The organism is Fodinibius salicampi (assembly GCF_039545095.1).
GTDB classification, from domain to species: Bacteria; Bacteroidota; Rhodothermia; order Balneolales; family Balneolaceae; genus Fodinibius; species Fodinibius salicampi.
The window spans coordinates 175043-192185 of record NZ_BAABRS010000004.1 but is presented as its reverse complement, the minus strand read 5'-3'; the positions used below and the strand labels follow the sequence as shown (position 1 = coordinate 192185).

11 protein-coding genes are annotated in these 17143 nt (G+C 43.4%); 5 read left to right on the top strand and 6 right to left on the bottom strand.

What is annotated here, in order from left to right; translation table 11 throughout:
* Positions 1-6: 6 nt before the first annotated feature.
* The 5 genes from ABEB05_RS14385 to dnaE form a co-directional block, all read right to left on the bottom strand.
* Positions 7-1353, bottom strand: a complete 1347-nt coding sequence (locus ABEB05_RS14385; protein WP_265791188.1) for a TolC family protein — start codon at positions 1351-1353, stop codon at positions 7-9.
* Positions 1346-4450 (bottom strand): efflux RND transporter permease subunit, encoded by a 3105-nt coding sequence (locus ABEB05_RS14380; protein ID WP_265791189.1) that lies wholly within the window; start codon positions 4448-4450, stop codon positions 1346-1348. The genes ABEB05_RS14385 and ABEB05_RS14380 overlap by 8 nt, the downstream gene beginning before the upstream one ends.
* Complete coding sequence (locus ABEB05_RS14375) at positions 4447-5526, bottom strand: efflux RND transporter periplasmic adaptor subunit (RefSeq protein WP_265791190.1); 1080 nt, start codon at positions 5524-5526, stop codon at positions 4447-4449. Before ABEB05_RS14375 ends, ABEB05_RS14380 begins: the two co-directional genes overlap by 4 nt.
* Before the next feature lie 191 nt (positions 5527-5717).
* Complete coding sequence (gene trxA, locus ABEB05_RS14370) at positions 5718-6053, bottom strand: thioredoxin (protein ID WP_286669183.1); 336 nt, start codon at positions 6051-6053, stop codon at positions 5718-5720.
* A 116-nt stretch (positions 6054-6169) separates the two neighbouring features.
* Positions 6170-9652 carry a DNA polymerase III subunit alpha gene (gene dnaE / locus ABEB05_RS14365; RefSeq protein ID WP_265791199.1) on the bottom strand — a complete coding sequence of 1161 codons (3483 nt, stop codon included), beginning with the start codon at positions 9650-9652 and terminating at the stop codon, positions 6170-6172.
* A 208-nt stretch (positions 9653-9860) separates the two neighbouring features.
* On the opposite strand from dnaE, the gene ABEB05_RS14360 reads away from it, so the two are divergent.
* The 4 genes from ABEB05_RS14360 to ABEB05_RS14345 all read left to right on the top strand — a co-directional run bounded on the left by ABEB05_RS14360 (position 9861) and on the right by ABEB05_RS14345 (position 14855).
* On the top strand, positions 9861-10226 hold the full coding sequence (locus ABEB05_RS14360) for a response regulator (protein ID WP_265791201.1): 366 nt from the start codon (positions 9861-9863) through the stop codon (positions 10224-10226).
* Between the two features lie 66 nt (positions 10227-10292).
* Entirely contained in the window at positions 10293-12296 is a 2004-nt protein-coding gene (locus ABEB05_RS14355; RefSeq protein WP_265791203.1) for a M1 family metallopeptidase, read from the top strand.
* Positions 12297-12454: 158 nt separating this feature from the next.
* Positions 12455-14161 carry a sensor histidine kinase gene (locus tag ABEB05_RS14350; RefSeq protein WP_265791204.1) on the top strand — a complete coding sequence of 569 codons (1707 nt, stop codon included), beginning with the start codon at positions 12455-12457 and terminating at the stop codon, positions 14159-14161.
* Positions 14151-14855 carry a response regulator transcription factor gene (locus tag ABEB05_RS14345; protein ID WP_265791206.1) on the top strand — a complete coding sequence of 235 codons (705 nt, stop codon included), beginning with the start codon at positions 14151-14153 and terminating at the stop codon, positions 14853-14855. The genes ABEB05_RS14350 and ABEB05_RS14345 overlap by 11 nt, the downstream gene beginning before the upstream one ends.
* On the opposite strand, the gene ABEB05_RS14340 is transcribed toward ABEB05_RS14345, so the two are convergent.
* Positions 14852-15421: an NADPH-dependent FMN reductase gene (locus ABEB05_RS14340; protein WP_265791207.1), complete on the bottom strand. Its 570-nt coding sequence runs from the start codon at positions 15419-15421 to the stop codon at positions 14852-14854. The genes ABEB05_RS14345 and ABEB05_RS14340 overlap by 4 nt on opposite strands.
* A gap of 217 nt (positions 15422-15638) precedes the next feature.
* On the opposite strand from ABEB05_RS14340, the gene ABEB05_RS14335 reads away from it, so the two are divergent.
* Positions 15639-17084 (top strand): ammonium transporter, encoded by a 1446-nt coding sequence (locus ABEB05_RS14335; RefSeq protein WP_265791208.1) that lies wholly within the window; start codon positions 15639-15641, stop codon positions 17082-17084.
* Positions 17085-17143: the final 59 nt, after the last annotated feature.

Below are 17143 nucleotides of genomic sequence, written 5' to 3'. Positions count from 1 at the left end.
TCCCTGTTATTCACCCGCTCCTTCCCCGGTAAGTTGACCACTTAAACGAAACAAATTTGTTTCGGCAACCTTTGCTTCGTATTGTGCTTCAATAAGCCTGTTTTCTGCACTTACTAGTGTTCGTTGTGCTTCACGTAGTTCTAATGAACTTATCGTTCCCAGCTTAAAACGCTCGAGCGCTATACTAACAGACCTTTCCGCATATGTTAGATTTTCTGATTCTAACTTTACAAGCCTTAAGGCGTTAATATAGTTCTGATAATCGCTGTCAAGGTTTGCCTGGATGACTTCTCGCTGCTCCTCCAAGGCCAGCTGTTGGTTTTTAAGGGCAATCTCAGCATTACGGATACGCCTGTTTATATTAAATCCATCAAAAATATCTACCGAAGCTGTAATACCATAGTTAATGCCGTTAGTTTCATTAAAAGCTAAAAACCCTGCGCCCGACTCATTTTTATTATAGTTATATCCTGCATTTACAGAAATTTCCGGATAGCGCTCGGCCTTCACCTCTTTCACCTCCAGCTCAGCTATCTCCTGGCTCATCCTAGCCGCCGTTAATTGCACATTATTTGTCAGCATCTGCTGTTCAAGGTCGGTATAAGCTAGTTGCTCATCTAGAGGTATGTTTTCAACAACCGCAAACTCTGTTTGGCTGTCACGGGCCAAAAGTTGATTAAAAACAATTTTAGCGTCTTTTAAGGCCGTTTCCTGACGAATCAAAGCGGCACTATCTGCATTCAAGTCCGCTCTTGCTTGCAACAGGTCATATTCCGAACCGGAACCGAGGTCTTTCTTGGTTTCAGCGATTCGGATACGCTCCCGGGATATCTCTGCCGTATTTTCAAGGGCATTCAATGACCGCTTCAATTGCGTGATGTTATAATATCCAATGATAATCTCCTGCAGTGTCTGCTCAATGGTTAACCGTGCCTGCTGTTCTCCCAGTCTTTCGAGTTCATTGAAGCGTTCATAGCTGGTAAACATCCGCAAGCCGTCAAAAAGTGTCCATTCCAACGAAACTCCGGCACTGGTGGTTGTTGACTCCGCATTTTCGTCTTCCCGGTCAGGCAGACTGCCTTCTGAATATACTGTCCGACTATCTTCAACACTGCGCGACTTGGAAATATTAGCGGACAAACGTGGCAGAAAACCGGCATTTCCCAAGGAAGCATTGTTTTCTGCAATGGCCGACTCATTGTGTGCTATTTGAATGGCATAATTGTTCTGAAGCCCCAACTGAATGGCCTCATCCAATCCTAGTGTATCCTGAGCCTGGCCAGCATGGAATAATCCTATACCACTAATAATTACTAGTATTATAACGCGCAAAAAAGATTGAAAACTAAACATTTTGCAACTCCAGATTTTCTGCTTTTCTAACCAATTCCTCATCGATACCGTCATCGGCTGATTTCTCGGAAGACAGGTAGGAATAAATAGCCGGAATGATATATAGTGTAAGTAAACTCCCTATGATCAATCCGCCAATGATAGCAATCCCCATTGAGGTCCGGCTTTCTGCTCCGGCGCCCAAGGCCAGAGCAATGGGTAAAATACCCAATACCGTAGATAAGGAGGTCATTAAAATAGGCCGAAAGCGGGCTGCTGAAGCATCAATAATTGCCTCTCTGATATTGAGTCCTTGCCGCTGACGCTGATTGGCAAATTCAACAATGAGAATACCGTTCTTTGTAACCAGACCTATAAGCATAATCATCCCAATCTGGCTGAATATGTTCAGCGTTTCATTGAAATACCATAGCGTCAATAGCGCGCCGGTTAGTGCAAGGGGAACCGTAAACATTATAGTCAGAGGATCTCTGAAGCTTTCGAACTGGGCGGCTAGTACCAGAAATACCAATACCAGTGCCATTAAAAAGGTAAACAAGAGACTCGAAGAACTTTCCTGGTAATCCCGCGACGGTCCGGCCAGAGAAGTGGTAAATGAATCATCCAGCTCGCTATCAGCGATTGCATTCATGGCATTTATACCATCTCCAATTGTTTTTCCGCTTGCAAGCCCGGCCGAGATGGTAGCCGATGCGTATCGGTTAAATCGAAATAGCTGTGGCGGACTGCTTTGCTCTTGGAGTTCTACAACATTGTCAATCTGTACAAGGGTACCTTCATTATTCTGCACATATAACGATTGCAGGTCTGCGGGGTTGTTACGATCCTCACGTTTTACCTGTCCAATTACCTGATACTGTTTACCATCTCTGATAAAGTATCCGAATCGCTGACCACTGAGTGAGAGCTGGAGCGTCTGAGCGATATCCTGTGCAGAAACACCCAGAGATCGGGCCCGCTCCCGCAGGATATTCACCTGAAGCTCTGGCTTATTAAACTTTAAATTAACATCTCCAAAAGAAAAGGTAGGATCACTGTTCACTGACTGTAAAAAACCGGGAATAACTTCTTTCAATTTTTCAATATTATCTGCCTGAAGTACGAACTGTACCGGTAATCCTCCTCCGCCTCCACCAATACTTTGCTCCTGAAATAGATATACCTGTGCTCCACTTAAATCTTTAATCGATTCTGAAAGTTCATCATAAATCTGCTGCTGGGATCGTTCCCTGTTCTCCGCATCCTCCAGAATAATGCGTGCAAAGCCAGAGTTAACCGAACTCGAAGCGCCAAAGCCCGGAGAAGTCACAGAAATAATTGACTGTGCTTCAGGAACTGTTTCCTGTACAAAAGCAATCAACCGATCCATATAATCATCCATATATTCAAATGTAGCCCCTTCGGGTGCCGAGGCACTTAGACCAATGCGTGCCCGGTCTTCTACGGGGGCCAGTTCCTTGGGAAGTCCTACAAAGAAAAGGTACATCAACAAAGCAGAGCCGGCTAAGATCGGGAAGGCTAACCACCTGCTCTGCATAAAACTCTCGAGCGTATTACGGTAAGATTTATTGAGCCACTGGAAAAAAGGTTCCGTTTTTTTATAAAATTTGCTGTGCTCTTGTCCTTGCTTAAGTAGTTTGGTAGATAGCATGGGCGTAAGTGTAAGCGCCACGAAAGTAGAGATCACCACGGCACCGGCAATCACAATTCCAAATTCCTGAAACAACCGGCCTGTTATACCTCCCAGAAATAGAATCGGCATAAAAACGGATATCAGCGCTAGTGAAGTTGCTAAAACAGCAAAGAAAATTTCGCGAGATCCCACCAGACCCGCTTCAATAGGCGTCATCCCCTGCTCTATTTTCGCATAGATATTCTCAAGGACCACAATGGCATCATCCACCACTAATCCAATAGCAAGCACAATAGCCAATAAGGTTAATACATTGATAGAGAAGCCGGCAATGTACATCACAAAGAAAGCGCCGATAAGAGCAATGGGAATTACTATAATGGGAATCAGCGTAGTGCGCCAATCTCTGAGAAATAGAAAGATAATCAGGATTACCAGTCCCATTGCCAAAAATATTGTTTGCTGAACTTCATTAATAGAAGCCCGGACATATTCGGTCGTATCAAAACCGATAGCGGTTTCAATATCTGGAGGTAAGTCATTTTGAATGCGTTCGGCCCGCCGGTAAAATTCATCAGCAATCTCAATTTGATTGGCTCCGGGCTGTGGTACTAAAACCACGCCCACCATTGGTACACCATCGCGCTTAAGTACGGTGCGCTCATTTTCTGCCCCCAGTTCTACTTCCCCGATATCCTTAAACTGAATCGTCCCTTCACTGGTATCCCGGATAATGAGGTTTTCAAACTCATTAACCCCAGAAAGTCGCCCCATTGTCCGTACCGTAAGTTCAGTCGTATTCCCCTCAATACGTCCCGAGGGCAGCTCTACATTCTCACGCTGCAGAGCATTCCTAACATCCAGGGGTGTTAAGTTATGGGCTGCCAATCGAGCGGGATCCATCCAAAGGCGCATCGAATACCTCTTTTCACCCCAAATTTGCACACTGCTGACGCCAGGTATAGTTTGTACCCGCTCCTTAAAAGTATTAATAGCAATATCCGTTAACTCCAGGAGATTACGCTGATCGCTCTTAACATTGAAAAAGACAATAGGACTGGCATCGGCATCCGCTTTTGAAACAACCGGGGGATCTGCATCGGGCGGAATATTACGCACGGCACGCGAAACCCGGGCACGCACATCATTGGCCGCCGTTTCGAGATCAATATCCAGATCAAATTCTACCGTAATAGTACTGCGCCCTTCACGACTAACCGAAGTCATGGTTTTGATCCCGGCAATACCATTCACCTCCTCTTCCAGAGGTTCGGTAATTTGCGATTCAATGACATCCGCATTAGCTCCGGTATAGGAAGTACTGACCGTAATAATCGGTGGGTCCACTGCAGGATATTCTCGTACTCCAAGGAAGGTAAAAGCGATAAATCCAAGTAGTAATATGACTAATGAAAAAACCGTGGCCAGAACCGGGCGGCGTATGCTCAGTGACGATAAACTCATGAGGACCCCCTATCTGTACCAGAAATTTCGACCGCCATACCCTCGCGAACCTGTAAAAGACCGGTCGTCAGTACGCTATCACCGGGATTCAACCCTTCAACTATTTCAACCTGACTTTCACTTCGAATTCCGGTCTTCACCTCTTGCTTCACAACCTTTCCATCCCGATACAAATATATATATTGACCGCCTAATTCCGGAACAAGTGAGATCGTTGGTACTGTCAACGCATTGTCACTGCTTTCCAAAATAAGTTCAATATCAGCAAATGAACCGGGTAATAACAAGGCTTCTTTGTTATCACTGCGGGCCCGGATTTGCACTGATCGGGTATTACGCTCTATAGCTGGCTCAATGGCATAAATATCTCCCTCGAAAGACTGCTCGGCAGTCTGTACATCAAATACTATTTTATCACCATTTTGCACCTGATTGTAGTAACGTTCCGGAATAGAAAAATCAATCTTAACCGGATCAATATTCTGCAACGACGCAATTCTAGTAGTAGGCGATATATAGCTGCCGTCACTTACATATTTTAGTCCGACCCTTCCATCAAAAGGGGCACGAATTTCTGTTTTATCAATTTGGGCTTCAATAAGGTTAACTTCCGACCGAAGCACATTCACTTCATTAAGGGTAGCGTCATAATCTTCTTGGCTAATGCCCCCTTCTGCTAGCAATTTTGCCTGGCGGCCTTCACGCTGCTCTGCCAATGCTAAGCGGTGTTTTGCCCGATCCAACTGTGCCTGCAGCTCGCTATCATTTATTTTTATAAGCAAATCACCTTCCTGTACCGACTGTCCTTCTTTCAGAAAAATAGATGTTATTTTACCCGAAACTTCACTTCGTAAATCAACTGTTTCATTCGCAAGAATTGACCCGGTTGATGAAATTTTTCGCTGTAGCGTAGTAGGTTCTGCTACTGCCACTTCAACTTGCAAGGGATCCGACTGGTTCGATTGCTCTCCCTGTGCAGGACTACTAAAAAGTGGAGCAATTTTGGGATATGCTAACACTAAAAATAACAGCAGCACTCCCAGACCTGCTATCAAACGCTTTGTTCTTTTATTCATTTATTGATGAGTTAGAGAAATTACATACCTTTTGAAAATCGACAGTACCATTCCTGTTCAATAATTACAGGATTGAGTTTAAAATAAAATGATAATGGAGAGAAGTGAAGGTCATATTTGTAAAATGCGATTAAAATATCAAAGGCGGTGAATCTCTTCCACCGCCTCCAATACTAAAAAAGTGCACTCTTTTAGTTTGTAACCTGCGCTTCCAACTGTTTTTTAAGCTGGGCTTTAGGTACTGCTCCTACAATCTGATCAACTACTTCTCCATCTTTAAAAATGAGCAGAGCGGGTATACTACGAATGCCATACTTGGTGGATGTTTCAGAGTTAGAATCTACATCTACCTTACCTACCTTCGCTTTTCCTTCAAACTCTTCAGCCAATTCCTCTACAACAGGCCCGACCATCCGGCATGGGCCACACCATTCAGCCCAAAAATCCACCAATACAGGAGTATCTGCATCAGCATTTAATACTTCTTCTTCAAACGTTTCATCTGTGAGTTCTAGTGCTTTACTCATAATAACATTTTGTCCGTTAGTTAAAGTTAAATCCTTCGATTTAATTTCGATGTTAATATCTTATAAATTTACAAAACTATCATATCACTTCTTATTATACGACCTATTACAAAAATTTATCTTCTGCCATTCACGCTCCGTTTCATTTGAACAGAATCCTCGCCCAGCAGTGATTTCAATCCGCCGATTAACTCTTCATTGGGATCCACCACGTATTTACGCACATGCATGGCAAAAGGTCGCTTTGCCTCCCTGCTTAACACATTAAAGTGTACATTCGTTTGTCCTTGATTATTCTTGAAGAGATTAGCCATTTCCTGCAGCTCACTCTCATCTACCTGGGAAGTATCAATATCCAGCTTCAGCTCTATCTGATCCTGATATTTTTCCCGCATACTTTCGATTCGTTCAAAACTGTTAGCTATAATTTGGGGTTTCCCGCGGCGGGTATCAATACTACCATCCACGACGACTAAGGTATCGACCTGTATCATGCCTAAATTTCGGTCGTACACATCATTAAAGGCAATGACCTCTACCGTGCCGTGTAAATCCTCCATTTGCAAAAAGGCAAAGGGACGTCCTTTTTTATCGGTTACCCGTTTAACTTCCGTAATAATACCGGCACACCGAACTTCAGTACGATCATTGAGCTGTTCCAGTTCCTCAGCCTTTAAGGTATGGGAACAGAAGATACGTATATCTTCTTTGTATTTACTCAGTGGATGTCCACTCAGATAAAAGCCAATCAGTTCCCGTTCCTTATTGAGCCGTTCAATATTCGACCATGGTTTAATTTCCTGCAGCTCTGGCTCATCAATAGCAGAGGCACTTCCGCTGCCGTCTCCAAACAGATCCGACTGATTAGAGTTTTCCATCTCTTGCACCCTTGAACCGTAGCTGATAATCGTTTCCATATTATTGGACAGCTTTCGACGGTTTGGATTCAAAGAATCAAAGGCTCCCGCCTGAATCAACCCCTCAAGGGTGCGTTTGTTACAAACGCGAGGATCAATGCGACGGGCGAAATCATAAATCGACTCGTATTTTCCATTTTCTTTACGCTCCTTCACTACCTCATCCACGGCATTGGAACCCACCCCCTTGATAGCTTCCATTCCATACTGAATTCGTCCATCCACCGCTACAAACTTTCCGGCTCCCGTATTTATATTCGGAGGATCTACCGTAATGCCCATATGGTAGCACTCTTCAATAAACTTGGACACCTTATCAATGTCGCCCATATTGTGCGTTAAGACCGCGGCCATATATTCCGGCGGATAATTGGCCTTAAAGAACGCAGTTTGATAAGCTACAACAGAATACGCCGCCGAGTGTGATTTGTTAAAACCATAGTTCGCAAACTCGGCCATAATATCAAAGAGTTCTTCGGCCTTCTCTTCGGATACCCCATTATCAACAGCTCTTTCAGTAAAGACCTTGCGCTGCTTGGCCATTACTTTTTTCTTTTTCTTACCCATAGCCCGGCGAAGCAAATCCGCTTCGCCCAGTGAATAATTGGCAATAATCTGGGCGGCCTTCATAATCTGCTCCTGGTAGATCATGATACCGTAAGTCGGTTTCAGCAGCTCTTTCAGGTCTGGATGTGGATACTCCACTTCACTTCGACCGTGCTTTCGATCAATATACTCGGGGATAAACTGCATGGGGCCCGGACGATAAAGGGCATTCATCGCAATCAGATCGTCCAATTCGGTAGGCTTTAACTGCTTAAGATATTTCCGCATGCCATCCGACTCAAACTGGAAGGTCCCGATCGTATTTCCCTTCTGGTAAAGCTCAAACGTCTTCTCATCCTCTTCAGGAATCTCATCCAACTCGTAGTGTACTCCATGATTTTCTTCTACATACTCTATGGCTGTTTTGAGGATAGAAAGCGTTTTAAGACCGAGGAAATCCATTTTCAACAGTCCGCAATCTTCAGCGTGGGGACCATCATACTGGGTAATTAATTCCTTGTCTTTAGAAAGGGCGACGGGAACATAATCACTTATTTCTCCCGGGGCAATAATGACCCCTGCCGCGTGGATACCAGTTTGCCGGGCAGACCCTTCCAACGTACGCGCAAAGCGCATCATTTTCTGTACCTGTGGATCAGGATGATCAAACAGCTCTTTAATATCATCCGCAGACTCAGGATTCTTAGACTTGTCCAAAACCTTATCAAAGGTATTTACACCCGGCTGATCGGGGAACAGCTTGGTAATCCGGTTCACCTCCTCCAGCGGCACTCCCAATACACGCCCCACATCACGGATGGCTGTCTTCGCCTTCATTGTTCCATAGGTAACAATTTGTGCCACGTTATCGCGACCGTATTCTTCAACTACATAGTCGATCACTTCCTGGCGGCCGCTGTCATCGAAATCAATATCTATATCCGGGGGACTTACTCGCTCAGGATTCAGGAAACGCTCGAACAGCAGATCGTGCCGCAGGGGATCAATATTAATTATTCCCAGGCAGTACGCCACGATAGAACCAGCCGCAGAACCACGTCCAGGACCAACAAAGACATCCCGCTTGCGGGCCTCAGAAGTAAAATCCTGTACAATCAGGAAATAGCCTACAAAATCCATTTCCTTAATGATAGTCAGCTCCTGCTCAATGCGTTCACTCACATCGTGGGTAATCTCCCCATAACGTTTTTTAGCCCCCTCATAGGTAAGCTGACGAAGATAATCGTACATCGAATCATACTCATCCGGGATACTATAATGCGGCAGGAGCAATTCGGAGCTGAGATCAATATCATCTACTTTTTCGATAATCTCATTGGTATTATCGATTGCCGAAGGCAGATCACTGAAGAGTTCCTCCATCTCCTCCGGCGTTTTCAAGTAAAATTCCGTGTTCAGATTGTTATTATCATCAGTAAATCGAAATCGATTGGGATCATCGATGTCCGCATTAGTTTGCAGGGCTAAGAGGATATCATGGGCCTCGGAGTCTTCTTCCTCTACATAATGAGAGTCATTAGTAGCAATCATTTTCACATTGTACTGTTTAGCCCATTTAACCAGCGTTTCATTGCAGCGATTCTGATCCTCCAGTCCGTGCCGCTGTAGTTCAATGTAATAATCATCCCCAAACACATTCAGATACCACTCAAAAATCCGCTTGGCCTCTTTTTCACTCTTATTGATTATAGTCTGATTTATTTCGCTGGCAATACAACAGGTTGTTGCAATAAGTCCTTCTGCATGCTCAGCCAGTGTGGGCTTATCAATACGCGGTTTGTAGTACATCCCCTCGGTGTAGCCCATCGAACAGAGCTTAGACAAATTTTTATAGCCCGTCATATTTTTCGCCAGCAGCACCTGGTGGTAGCGAGTGGTATCCTTTTTGTCATCCATGCCAGAGGGAGTTACATAAAACTCACAGCCAATAATTGGCTTAACTCCCTGCTTCTGTGCCTCATTAACAAACTCCGGCACCCCAAACATATTGCCATGATCGGTAATGGCAATGGCTGGCATACCTTCATTTTTTGACTTCTTGATAAGCTGACTGATGCTGGCGGCACCGTCAAGCATACTAAATTGAGTATGGCAATGTAGGTGAGAAAAATTCATGCAATATCACTTAAAAATTAGCACTGGCACAGACTATTATAATACGATTCCTTTCCCAGAAAATTAAGAAGAGATTTCCTTAAAAAGTATACTTCATGCAAAGAAAAATAGTGATGGCATTAGAAAAATATGGTCTTACCCTTCTATTTTGCTATTTTAAAATCAATTTTCAGTCAGAATCTTTTTGAGCAGGGGTATAAATCAGCCAATGAAAGCACTTGTTGTAGAAGACGATTTAGTCCTTAGTTTCCTATATGAGACCTATCTTAATCGGTTAGGGTTTGAAACAGAAGGAAATATGGTCTATGGGAAAACAGCTGTTGAAACGGCTCAGAACTTTAACCCTGACCTTATTTTAATGGATATCATACTGGAAGGTGAAATGGATGGTATCGATGCCGTAAAAAAGATCCAGGATGAAAAAGATATTTCTGTCATTTACATCACAAGCAGCAACGATCCAAACCATAAAAGGCGGGCTGCGCAAGCCACTAAGTACCTTGATTATCTAATCAAACCCATTGATTTTGATGATCTCAAAGGAGTAATAAAGAAACATTTTGATATTAAATAGCAACCTTCCTTACAGCCAAAAATTATACGTCATATGCTATACCTAGCTAATTCAATTTCAATCAAAATGAAAACGACGGCGATATCTGTGGTAGCTATGGCCTTCGTTTTTGCCGGATGTACTGCCAGTCAGCAAACAGCAGTCGATCAAACCAATGAACAAAAACAGGAGAAGCAGTCCCAATTGCCATCCGAACGGGATCGAATGGTTCCTAATCCCATTACTAATGAAATACCCCATGCTTTTTTTCAAGCCATGGAGGAAGGAACCCGAACAATGTCTGGTGAGCCGGGAACAGACTATTGGCAACAACGTGCCGAATACGATATGGATGTGGAACTCATTCCCGAGGATACCCTGATTAAAGGAAGCAGCACTATTACCTATCATAACAACTCCCCCGATACGCTGAACCAACTTTTCCTGGAACTTGCACAAAATCTCCACAAAGAAGGGGTAGTACGTAATGAAAGCGCTGAGATAACCGGAGGAATCAACCTGCACCGAATAGAAACAGCCCAAGGGACACTTAGCGAAATGCAGTCTTCGCGCGCTCAGCAAGGGTATTACGTAGATGGAACACTCATGGTCCTGCGTCCCGGGAATGCACTCGCACCCGGCGAATCTCTCGAATTTGAAATAGATTGGGACTTTAAAATTCCGCAAAGAGGGGCCAGTGGACGCATGGGCTACAGTGAAGATAACCTATTTTATATCGCCTATTGGTATCCACAGATGCGGGTATACGATGATGTCAATGGTTGGTTTACTGATCAGTTTAAAGGCAATGCAGAATTCTACCATGATTTTGCTTCTTACAATGTGGATATTACCGTACCTGAACAATGGATAGTCACATCAACCGGTCAGTTGACGAACGCTCAGGATGTATTAAATAATGAAATATATCAGCGACTCGAAAAGGGCCACAGCAGCGATGAGGTTGTACCCGTAGTTACAGAAGACGATTTTGGAAATGTTACACAAACGAGCAGTGACGGAACCCTTACCTGGAACTTTTCTTCTGATAATGTCCGGGATTTTGCTTTTAGTGTAACCAAAGAATCGATGTGGGATGCCACCCGATCTGAAATTGGTGATCGGGATGGGGATGGCGAAAACGATTTTGTTGAAATTAATGCAATCTATCGAAGCTCAGCCCCTTTGTGGACCAATGGAGCAGAATTTACCCGTCATGCCATCAGCTCACTCTCTGACGTCACCGGCCTGAATTATCCCTGGCCACACATGACCTCCGTTGAAGGGGGGGGGATCATTGGCGGCGGGATGGAGTTTCCAATGATTACAATCATCGGCGCCTATAACGGTCGGCCGGAACAGTCGCTCTATGCTGTAATTGCCCACGAGCTGGCACATATGTGGATACCGATGCAAGTAAGCACTAATGAGCGACGCTATGCCTGGATGGATGAAGGGACAACCACCTTCAACGAATCCCAAGCCAAAAAAGAATATTATCCTGACGTAGACCATGAACACCAGGATTTTCAGTCATACCTTCAAATCACCAATACTGATCTTGAAGGTCCCATCATGCGGTGGTCCGATTATCACTATAATAGCTTTGCCTATGGTGTGGCCTCATATCCGAAACCCGCATCTATGTTAATAGCTCTACGAGAGTTACTGGGAGAAGATACTTTTCAGGATGCATTTCAGACCTTTCTTAGCCGCTGGCAGTATAAACATCCCTATCCGTGGGATATGTTTAATACCTTTGAAGATATAGCCGGCCGCGATCTGGATTGGTTTTGGAGAAGCTGGTACTATGAAACCTGGACACTCGATCATGCTGTTGGAAATGTTCAATCCAATGATGAAGGTACAACTATTGTTATTGAGGATCATGGGCAGGTACCTATGCCAACATCCATTGAAATCACCCTCGCTGATGGTACAACCATAAACCGTCATATTCCGGTAGATACCTGGCTCAGAGGATCGGTAAAAACTACGCTAACGGTAGAAGGACAAGCAATAAAGATTGTTATTGATCCGTACCGAAAGTTTCCTGATGCTAATCGCATAAATAACCGCTGGGAGCAATAATCCAAATTATTTCTCGTAATATTGGGGAGGGATATTTTAATAGTACCCCTCCTTTATTAGTCCTTGAACATTAAGAGTGAAAAAAAATGTTAAACCCCATAAACTTTGTATATTTCAATACTTATCTTATTTGGATAAGATTTTAATCTGGTACCACTATGAAACGATACAGCAAACTACGTTGGGTATTACTGGCTGCCGGGGTCATTGCCATCTTAGGTCTCACAGGCATGAATGTATATTCGCTATATCAGCTTCATGAAAGTACCATTGAGACAGACCAGGAACCCAAGAAGCTACAAGTAGCGGAGTTTGCAGATCGTGTCCGTTATCGTTTTTTCAAACCTTTCTGGGGACTAAGTTCAACGAGTATAGAAAAGCTTCAATCTCATTTTGAAAAAACGAACCAGTTTACCGAAGAGGTCGCCACTAGGGTTCAGGAAGCAGCTGAAGATTCTATCTTTACTGATGTATACTTTATTCCGGCAAATACAGAGGCTTGTCAACAAAATCGCTTCGGTTACAAATATAATAAAGCACATCAGCAACTCATACCAAGTAGCAATATCTCTGATATAGTCTGTGACGGAATGGGCATCGCCCGTACACAGATGCGCGCCCTTATTCACGATTACAGGTATAATAACAAGGTCACTTTTGATACTAACAGAAGTGTTACTGTGGTACTGGTTAACCCTTCGGAGAAAACTATTTTCGGCTATGTGACGATGCCCATAAATCAAACATACCTTACCGAACGTTTTCTGGAAAAAGAATTGCAAAAACGATTTGGTCCGCCGGAAGAATCTGGTATGAATGTATGGATGCGGGACTGGACTAATAATAACATAATTGCCAGTAGCAATGAGCAAGCTAACTACGATCACGACAAGGTACAATTCAAGCAACGCTTTCCCGACTTTTTTGATAACTGGAATTTGGAAGTAGCATTTACCGGTTCTTCTACCATTGAGGCTTCAAATGCTTCTTTAACTCGAAATCTTATCGTACTCATAGCAGGGGTATTACTTCTGCTGGGGGCATTAGTATTTATGTTTATTTCGGCCCAAAGAGAACGGGCGTTGGCCGAACGTCAAGCCAGTTTTCTGGCCAATGTTACGCATGAACTCAAAACACCACTGACGGTTATGCAGGCTGCAGGTGAAAATCTATCTGACGGAAGGGTTCAGGACCAAGAACGTCTTAAAAGTTACGGAAATCATATCTTTGAAGAGGCCGTCCGGCTTCGTAAAATGATTGAAAAACTTCTTGATGTAGCGAAAGCTGATGCCGGGCAGTCTCTTATTGAACCAAAGCCGGTCTATCTAGATGAACTGGTTCAAAACTATCTTGACGATCACGAAGAGTTTATACGCGATAAGGGCTTTACTTTGGAAGTAAATATGGACAATGATATTCCAAAGACCATGCTTGATGAAAATAGCTTTAATACTATTCTCGGTAATCTAGTAGAAAATGCTCTCAAATACAGTACTGAAGAACATCATCTGGGTATCTACCTGGATGCTTCAGACGAAGAGATTATGCTTAAGATTGTGGATCATGGCATAGGGATGACAAAGAAAACCATCAATCATATCTTTGATAAATTCTACCGGGCTGAAGATACGCTTACCGCAGAAACCAAGGGTCATGGCTTGGGGCTATCAATAGTTCAAAATTTAGTTGAATTAAATGGAGGTACAATAAAAGTAGATAGTACTCCCGGTAAAGGATCTACTTTTACCGTAATCTTTCCAGTCTTAACGGATATGCCTTCCGATAATTCCGATAAACCGACCGAGCCAACTTCAAATAAACGATCTATTCCATTAACTCAGCAGTCTGAAAATTATGTCAGCTAAACCTAAGAAAATTGTTATTGTAGAAGATGAACCGAGCTTGGTCTTTACCTTGGAGGACACCCTCGAAAACGAAGGCTATAGTGTATTTGTTGCTGAAACCGGGGATACAGCCATAGATATTGTAAAGGATGAAAAGCCAGATCTGATGATACTTGATCTGATGCTTCCCGGAATGAGCGGTTTTGATGTCTGCAAGAAAGTGCGAAGCATGAATTATACGTTCCCGATTATTATACTCACGGCCCGGGACCAGGAAATTGATAAAGTAACCGGTCTGAATATCGGAGCAGATGACTATATGACGAAACCTTTTGGTGTAAAAGAATTACTGGCTCGTATACAAGCGCGTCTCCGCAGATCAGAACGATATTCCAACAATACTCCTGCCAGCGAAATAGATTTAGGAGATATCCACATTGACTTAAATAAGGCTCGGGCCGAACATCCGGATAAAGGAAGCATCGAGCTAACCACCCGGGAGGTCGAGCTTATTCGGTACTTGGTGGCCCATGCCAATGAACCGGTATCGCGAGATGCCCTTCTGGAGAATGTTTGGCGCTATGAGTTTAGTACGAATACCCGCACAGTTGATGTACATATTTCCAAATTACGTTCCAAGATAGAAACTCAGCCAGATGATCCTCAGTACTTGGTCACCCTACATGGGGTAGGCTATATGCTGAAGATAAATTAGTTTTGGCTGGAGGATACTACCGGCTCCTTGAAATCACGTACAAAAGGGATAAAATTCTTTATTTGAGACTCCATCAACTCCTGTTGAAAGGAATCTTTTATCCCATTTTCATCATCGAAGTTTTTGTTAATACGTGGAATAAAAACCCGTTCGGGAAAAACATGAGCATTTCTATAGCCTACAACTTGCTGTAGTTGTTCTACTGCGCGAAGCGCTCCGAAATCTCCATTAGCCTCTCCCACCAAAGCAATAGGTTTTTTATTCAAACTGCCGGGGAAGGGCAGGTAATCAATGAATAGCTTCAATATACCAGGATACCCTCCATTATATTCCGGGCAAACAATCACGAGTCCATCTGCCTGTACCGCATTGTCTACAAAAGCATCAACAACAGGAAGCTCCTGTCCATATTTCCCTCCCGTAACTTGCCCAGTGGGAAAATCCTGTAGATCAATTATTCCTGCCTCAACTCCTTCGTCTTTATATCTCTTTTGCAAATAATTCGATACGCGAAGTGCATTTGAATTCGGCCGATCTGTCCCGCTTATAATTTGCAAATCTATCATAAAAAGTATGCACCTTGTTTCTGCTTAAGCTAAAAATACTATTTACAAAGCAAAACTATTTTCCCTACCTTCTATACAATTATTATTAGGGGATTTTAAATTTTTTAATTAATAATTAAGTTATTTTAAATTTTAAATGTTATTTATTTTTGCAATTAATTTATTATTCATTATAATAAGAGGTAAATAAATACAAAAAACTAATTGAATATGGCAAATGATTAAGTTCGCTAAAATTATTTTGTCATTGGGATTACTGGTTTTGTGTCTTCCCAAAGGCATATTGGCTGACGATACCGTTTTCCTTTCCTCTACAATCGAAATACTGGAGACCGCAAATAACAAAACGTTTACCGACCTGCTGTGGATTATGATTGCCGGATTTCTGGTATTCTTTATGCAGGCGGGTTTTGCCCTTATTGAAACTGGCTTCACCCGGGCTAAGAATGTTGCCAATATCATGATGAAAAACATGATGGATTTTGGAATTGGTACGGTCATTTTTTGGGCAGTAGGTTTTGGCCTGATGTACGGCTCAGATATTGGGGGAATCGTCGGGTTTAGCAACTTTTTCCTCTCTGACGCTATCCAACCCGATGGTTCTCTAAATGCCTGGATGTATGGAGAATGGTTCTTCCAGGCGATGTTTGCTGCGACAGCAGCCACTATTGTTTCCGGTGCTATGGCAGAACGCACTAAATTTACCAGTTATCTTATCTATACCGTCTGTATAACGGCCTTAATCTATCCGGTCGTTGGACATTGGGTCTGGGGCGGTGGCTGGCTCTCTGATCTGGGATTTTATGATTTTGCCGGATCAACAGTGGTACATGGCGTTGGTGCCTGGGCCGGACTTAGCGGTACTTATATTTTGGGGCCCCGCATTGGACGATTTGTCAAAGGAAAAGTAAATGCAATTCCAGGTCACAGTATGGCATTTGGTACTCTTGGAGTATTCATATTGTGGTTTGGGTGGTTCGGTTTTAATCCCGGTAGTACGCTGGGAGCCGATATTTCCTTTGCCCGCATTGCTGTTACTACAAATCTTGCTGCTGCTGGAGGAGCTATTACTGCAATGGTGATAGCCTGGATCAAAATTGGGAAACCAGATTTGGGGTATACACTGAATGGTGCATTAGCCGGACTGGTATCTATTACCGCGGGGTGTGCGGTTGTTTCTCCCACTTCTGCCTTAATTATCGGATGCATTGGAGGTGGAGTAATGTTTTATGGTACAAAAATCCTTGAATATGCCCGCATTGATGATCCAGTAGGAGCTATACCCGTACATGGCTTTGCGGGAGTATGGGGGACACTGGCGGTCGCACTTTTTGCACAGGCACCTTATTCCACATCCTTAATTGGTTTATTTTTTGGCGGATCTGCTTATCAGCTTCTTATTCAATCAGTGGGAGTATTGGCAATTTTTGGCTGGACAGCGGGAACGGCCCTTGCCGTTTTTAAAGCCATAGATGTTTACTCCGGACTTCGCGTTTCAGAAGCGGAAGAATTGCACGGGCTTGACAGAAATGAACACGGCACCTCGGCCTATCCCGACTTTTGGGGAGTTAATGAAGCCAGGGATATGCTTGATCTGGATATCGAACAGGAACTCACGCTACTTAAAGAACAAACATTAAAAATTGATATAAACAACCAATAGAAGTGCAATTAGTTTGATGATCACTTAGCAGGGACTGGATACTTGACAGGGTCTGGTCC

Coding starts and splice junctions, on each gene's coding strand:
- trxA (WP_286669183.1), bottom strand. CDS start 6,053: ATGAGTAAAGCACTAGAACTCACAGATGAAACGTTTGAAGAAGAAGTA.
- ABEB05_RS14345 (WP_265791206.1), top strand. CDS start 14,151: ATGTCAGCTAAACCTAAGAAAATTGTTATTGTAGAAGATGAACCGAGC.
- ABEB05_RS14350 (WP_265791204.1), top strand. CDS start 12,455: ATGAAACGATACAGCAAACTACGTTGGGTATTACTGGCTGCCGGGGTC.
- ABEB05_RS14385 (WP_265791188.1), bottom strand. CDS start 1,353: ATGTTTAGTTTTCAATCTTTTTTGCGCGTTATAATACTAGTAATTATT.
- ABEB05_RS14335 (WP_265791208.1), top strand. CDS start 15,639: ATGATTAAGTTCGCTAAAATTATTTTGTCATTGGGATTACTGGTTTTG.
- ABEB05_RS14340 (WP_265791207.1), bottom strand. CDS start 15,421: ATGATAGATTTGCAAATTATAAGCGGGACAGATCGGCCGAATTCAAAT.
- ABEB05_RS14375 (WP_265791190.1), bottom strand. CDS start 5,526: ATGAATAAAAGAACAAAGCGTTTGATAGCAGGTCTGGGAGTGCTGCTG.
- dnaE (WP_265791199.1), bottom strand. CDS start 9,652: ATGAATTTTTCTCACCTACATTGCCATACTCAATTTAGTATGCTTGAC.
- ABEB05_RS14380 (WP_265791189.1), bottom strand. CDS start 4,450: ATGAGTTTATCGTCACTGAGCATACGCCGCCCGGTTCTGGCCACGGTT.
- ABEB05_RS14360 (WP_265791201.1), top strand. CDS start 9,861: ATGAAAGCACTTGTTGTAGAAGACGATTTAGTCCTTAGTTTCCTATAT.
- ABEB05_RS14355 (WP_265791203.1), top strand. CDS start 10,293: ATGAAAACGACGGCGATATCTGTGGTAGCTATGGCCTTCGTTTTTGCC.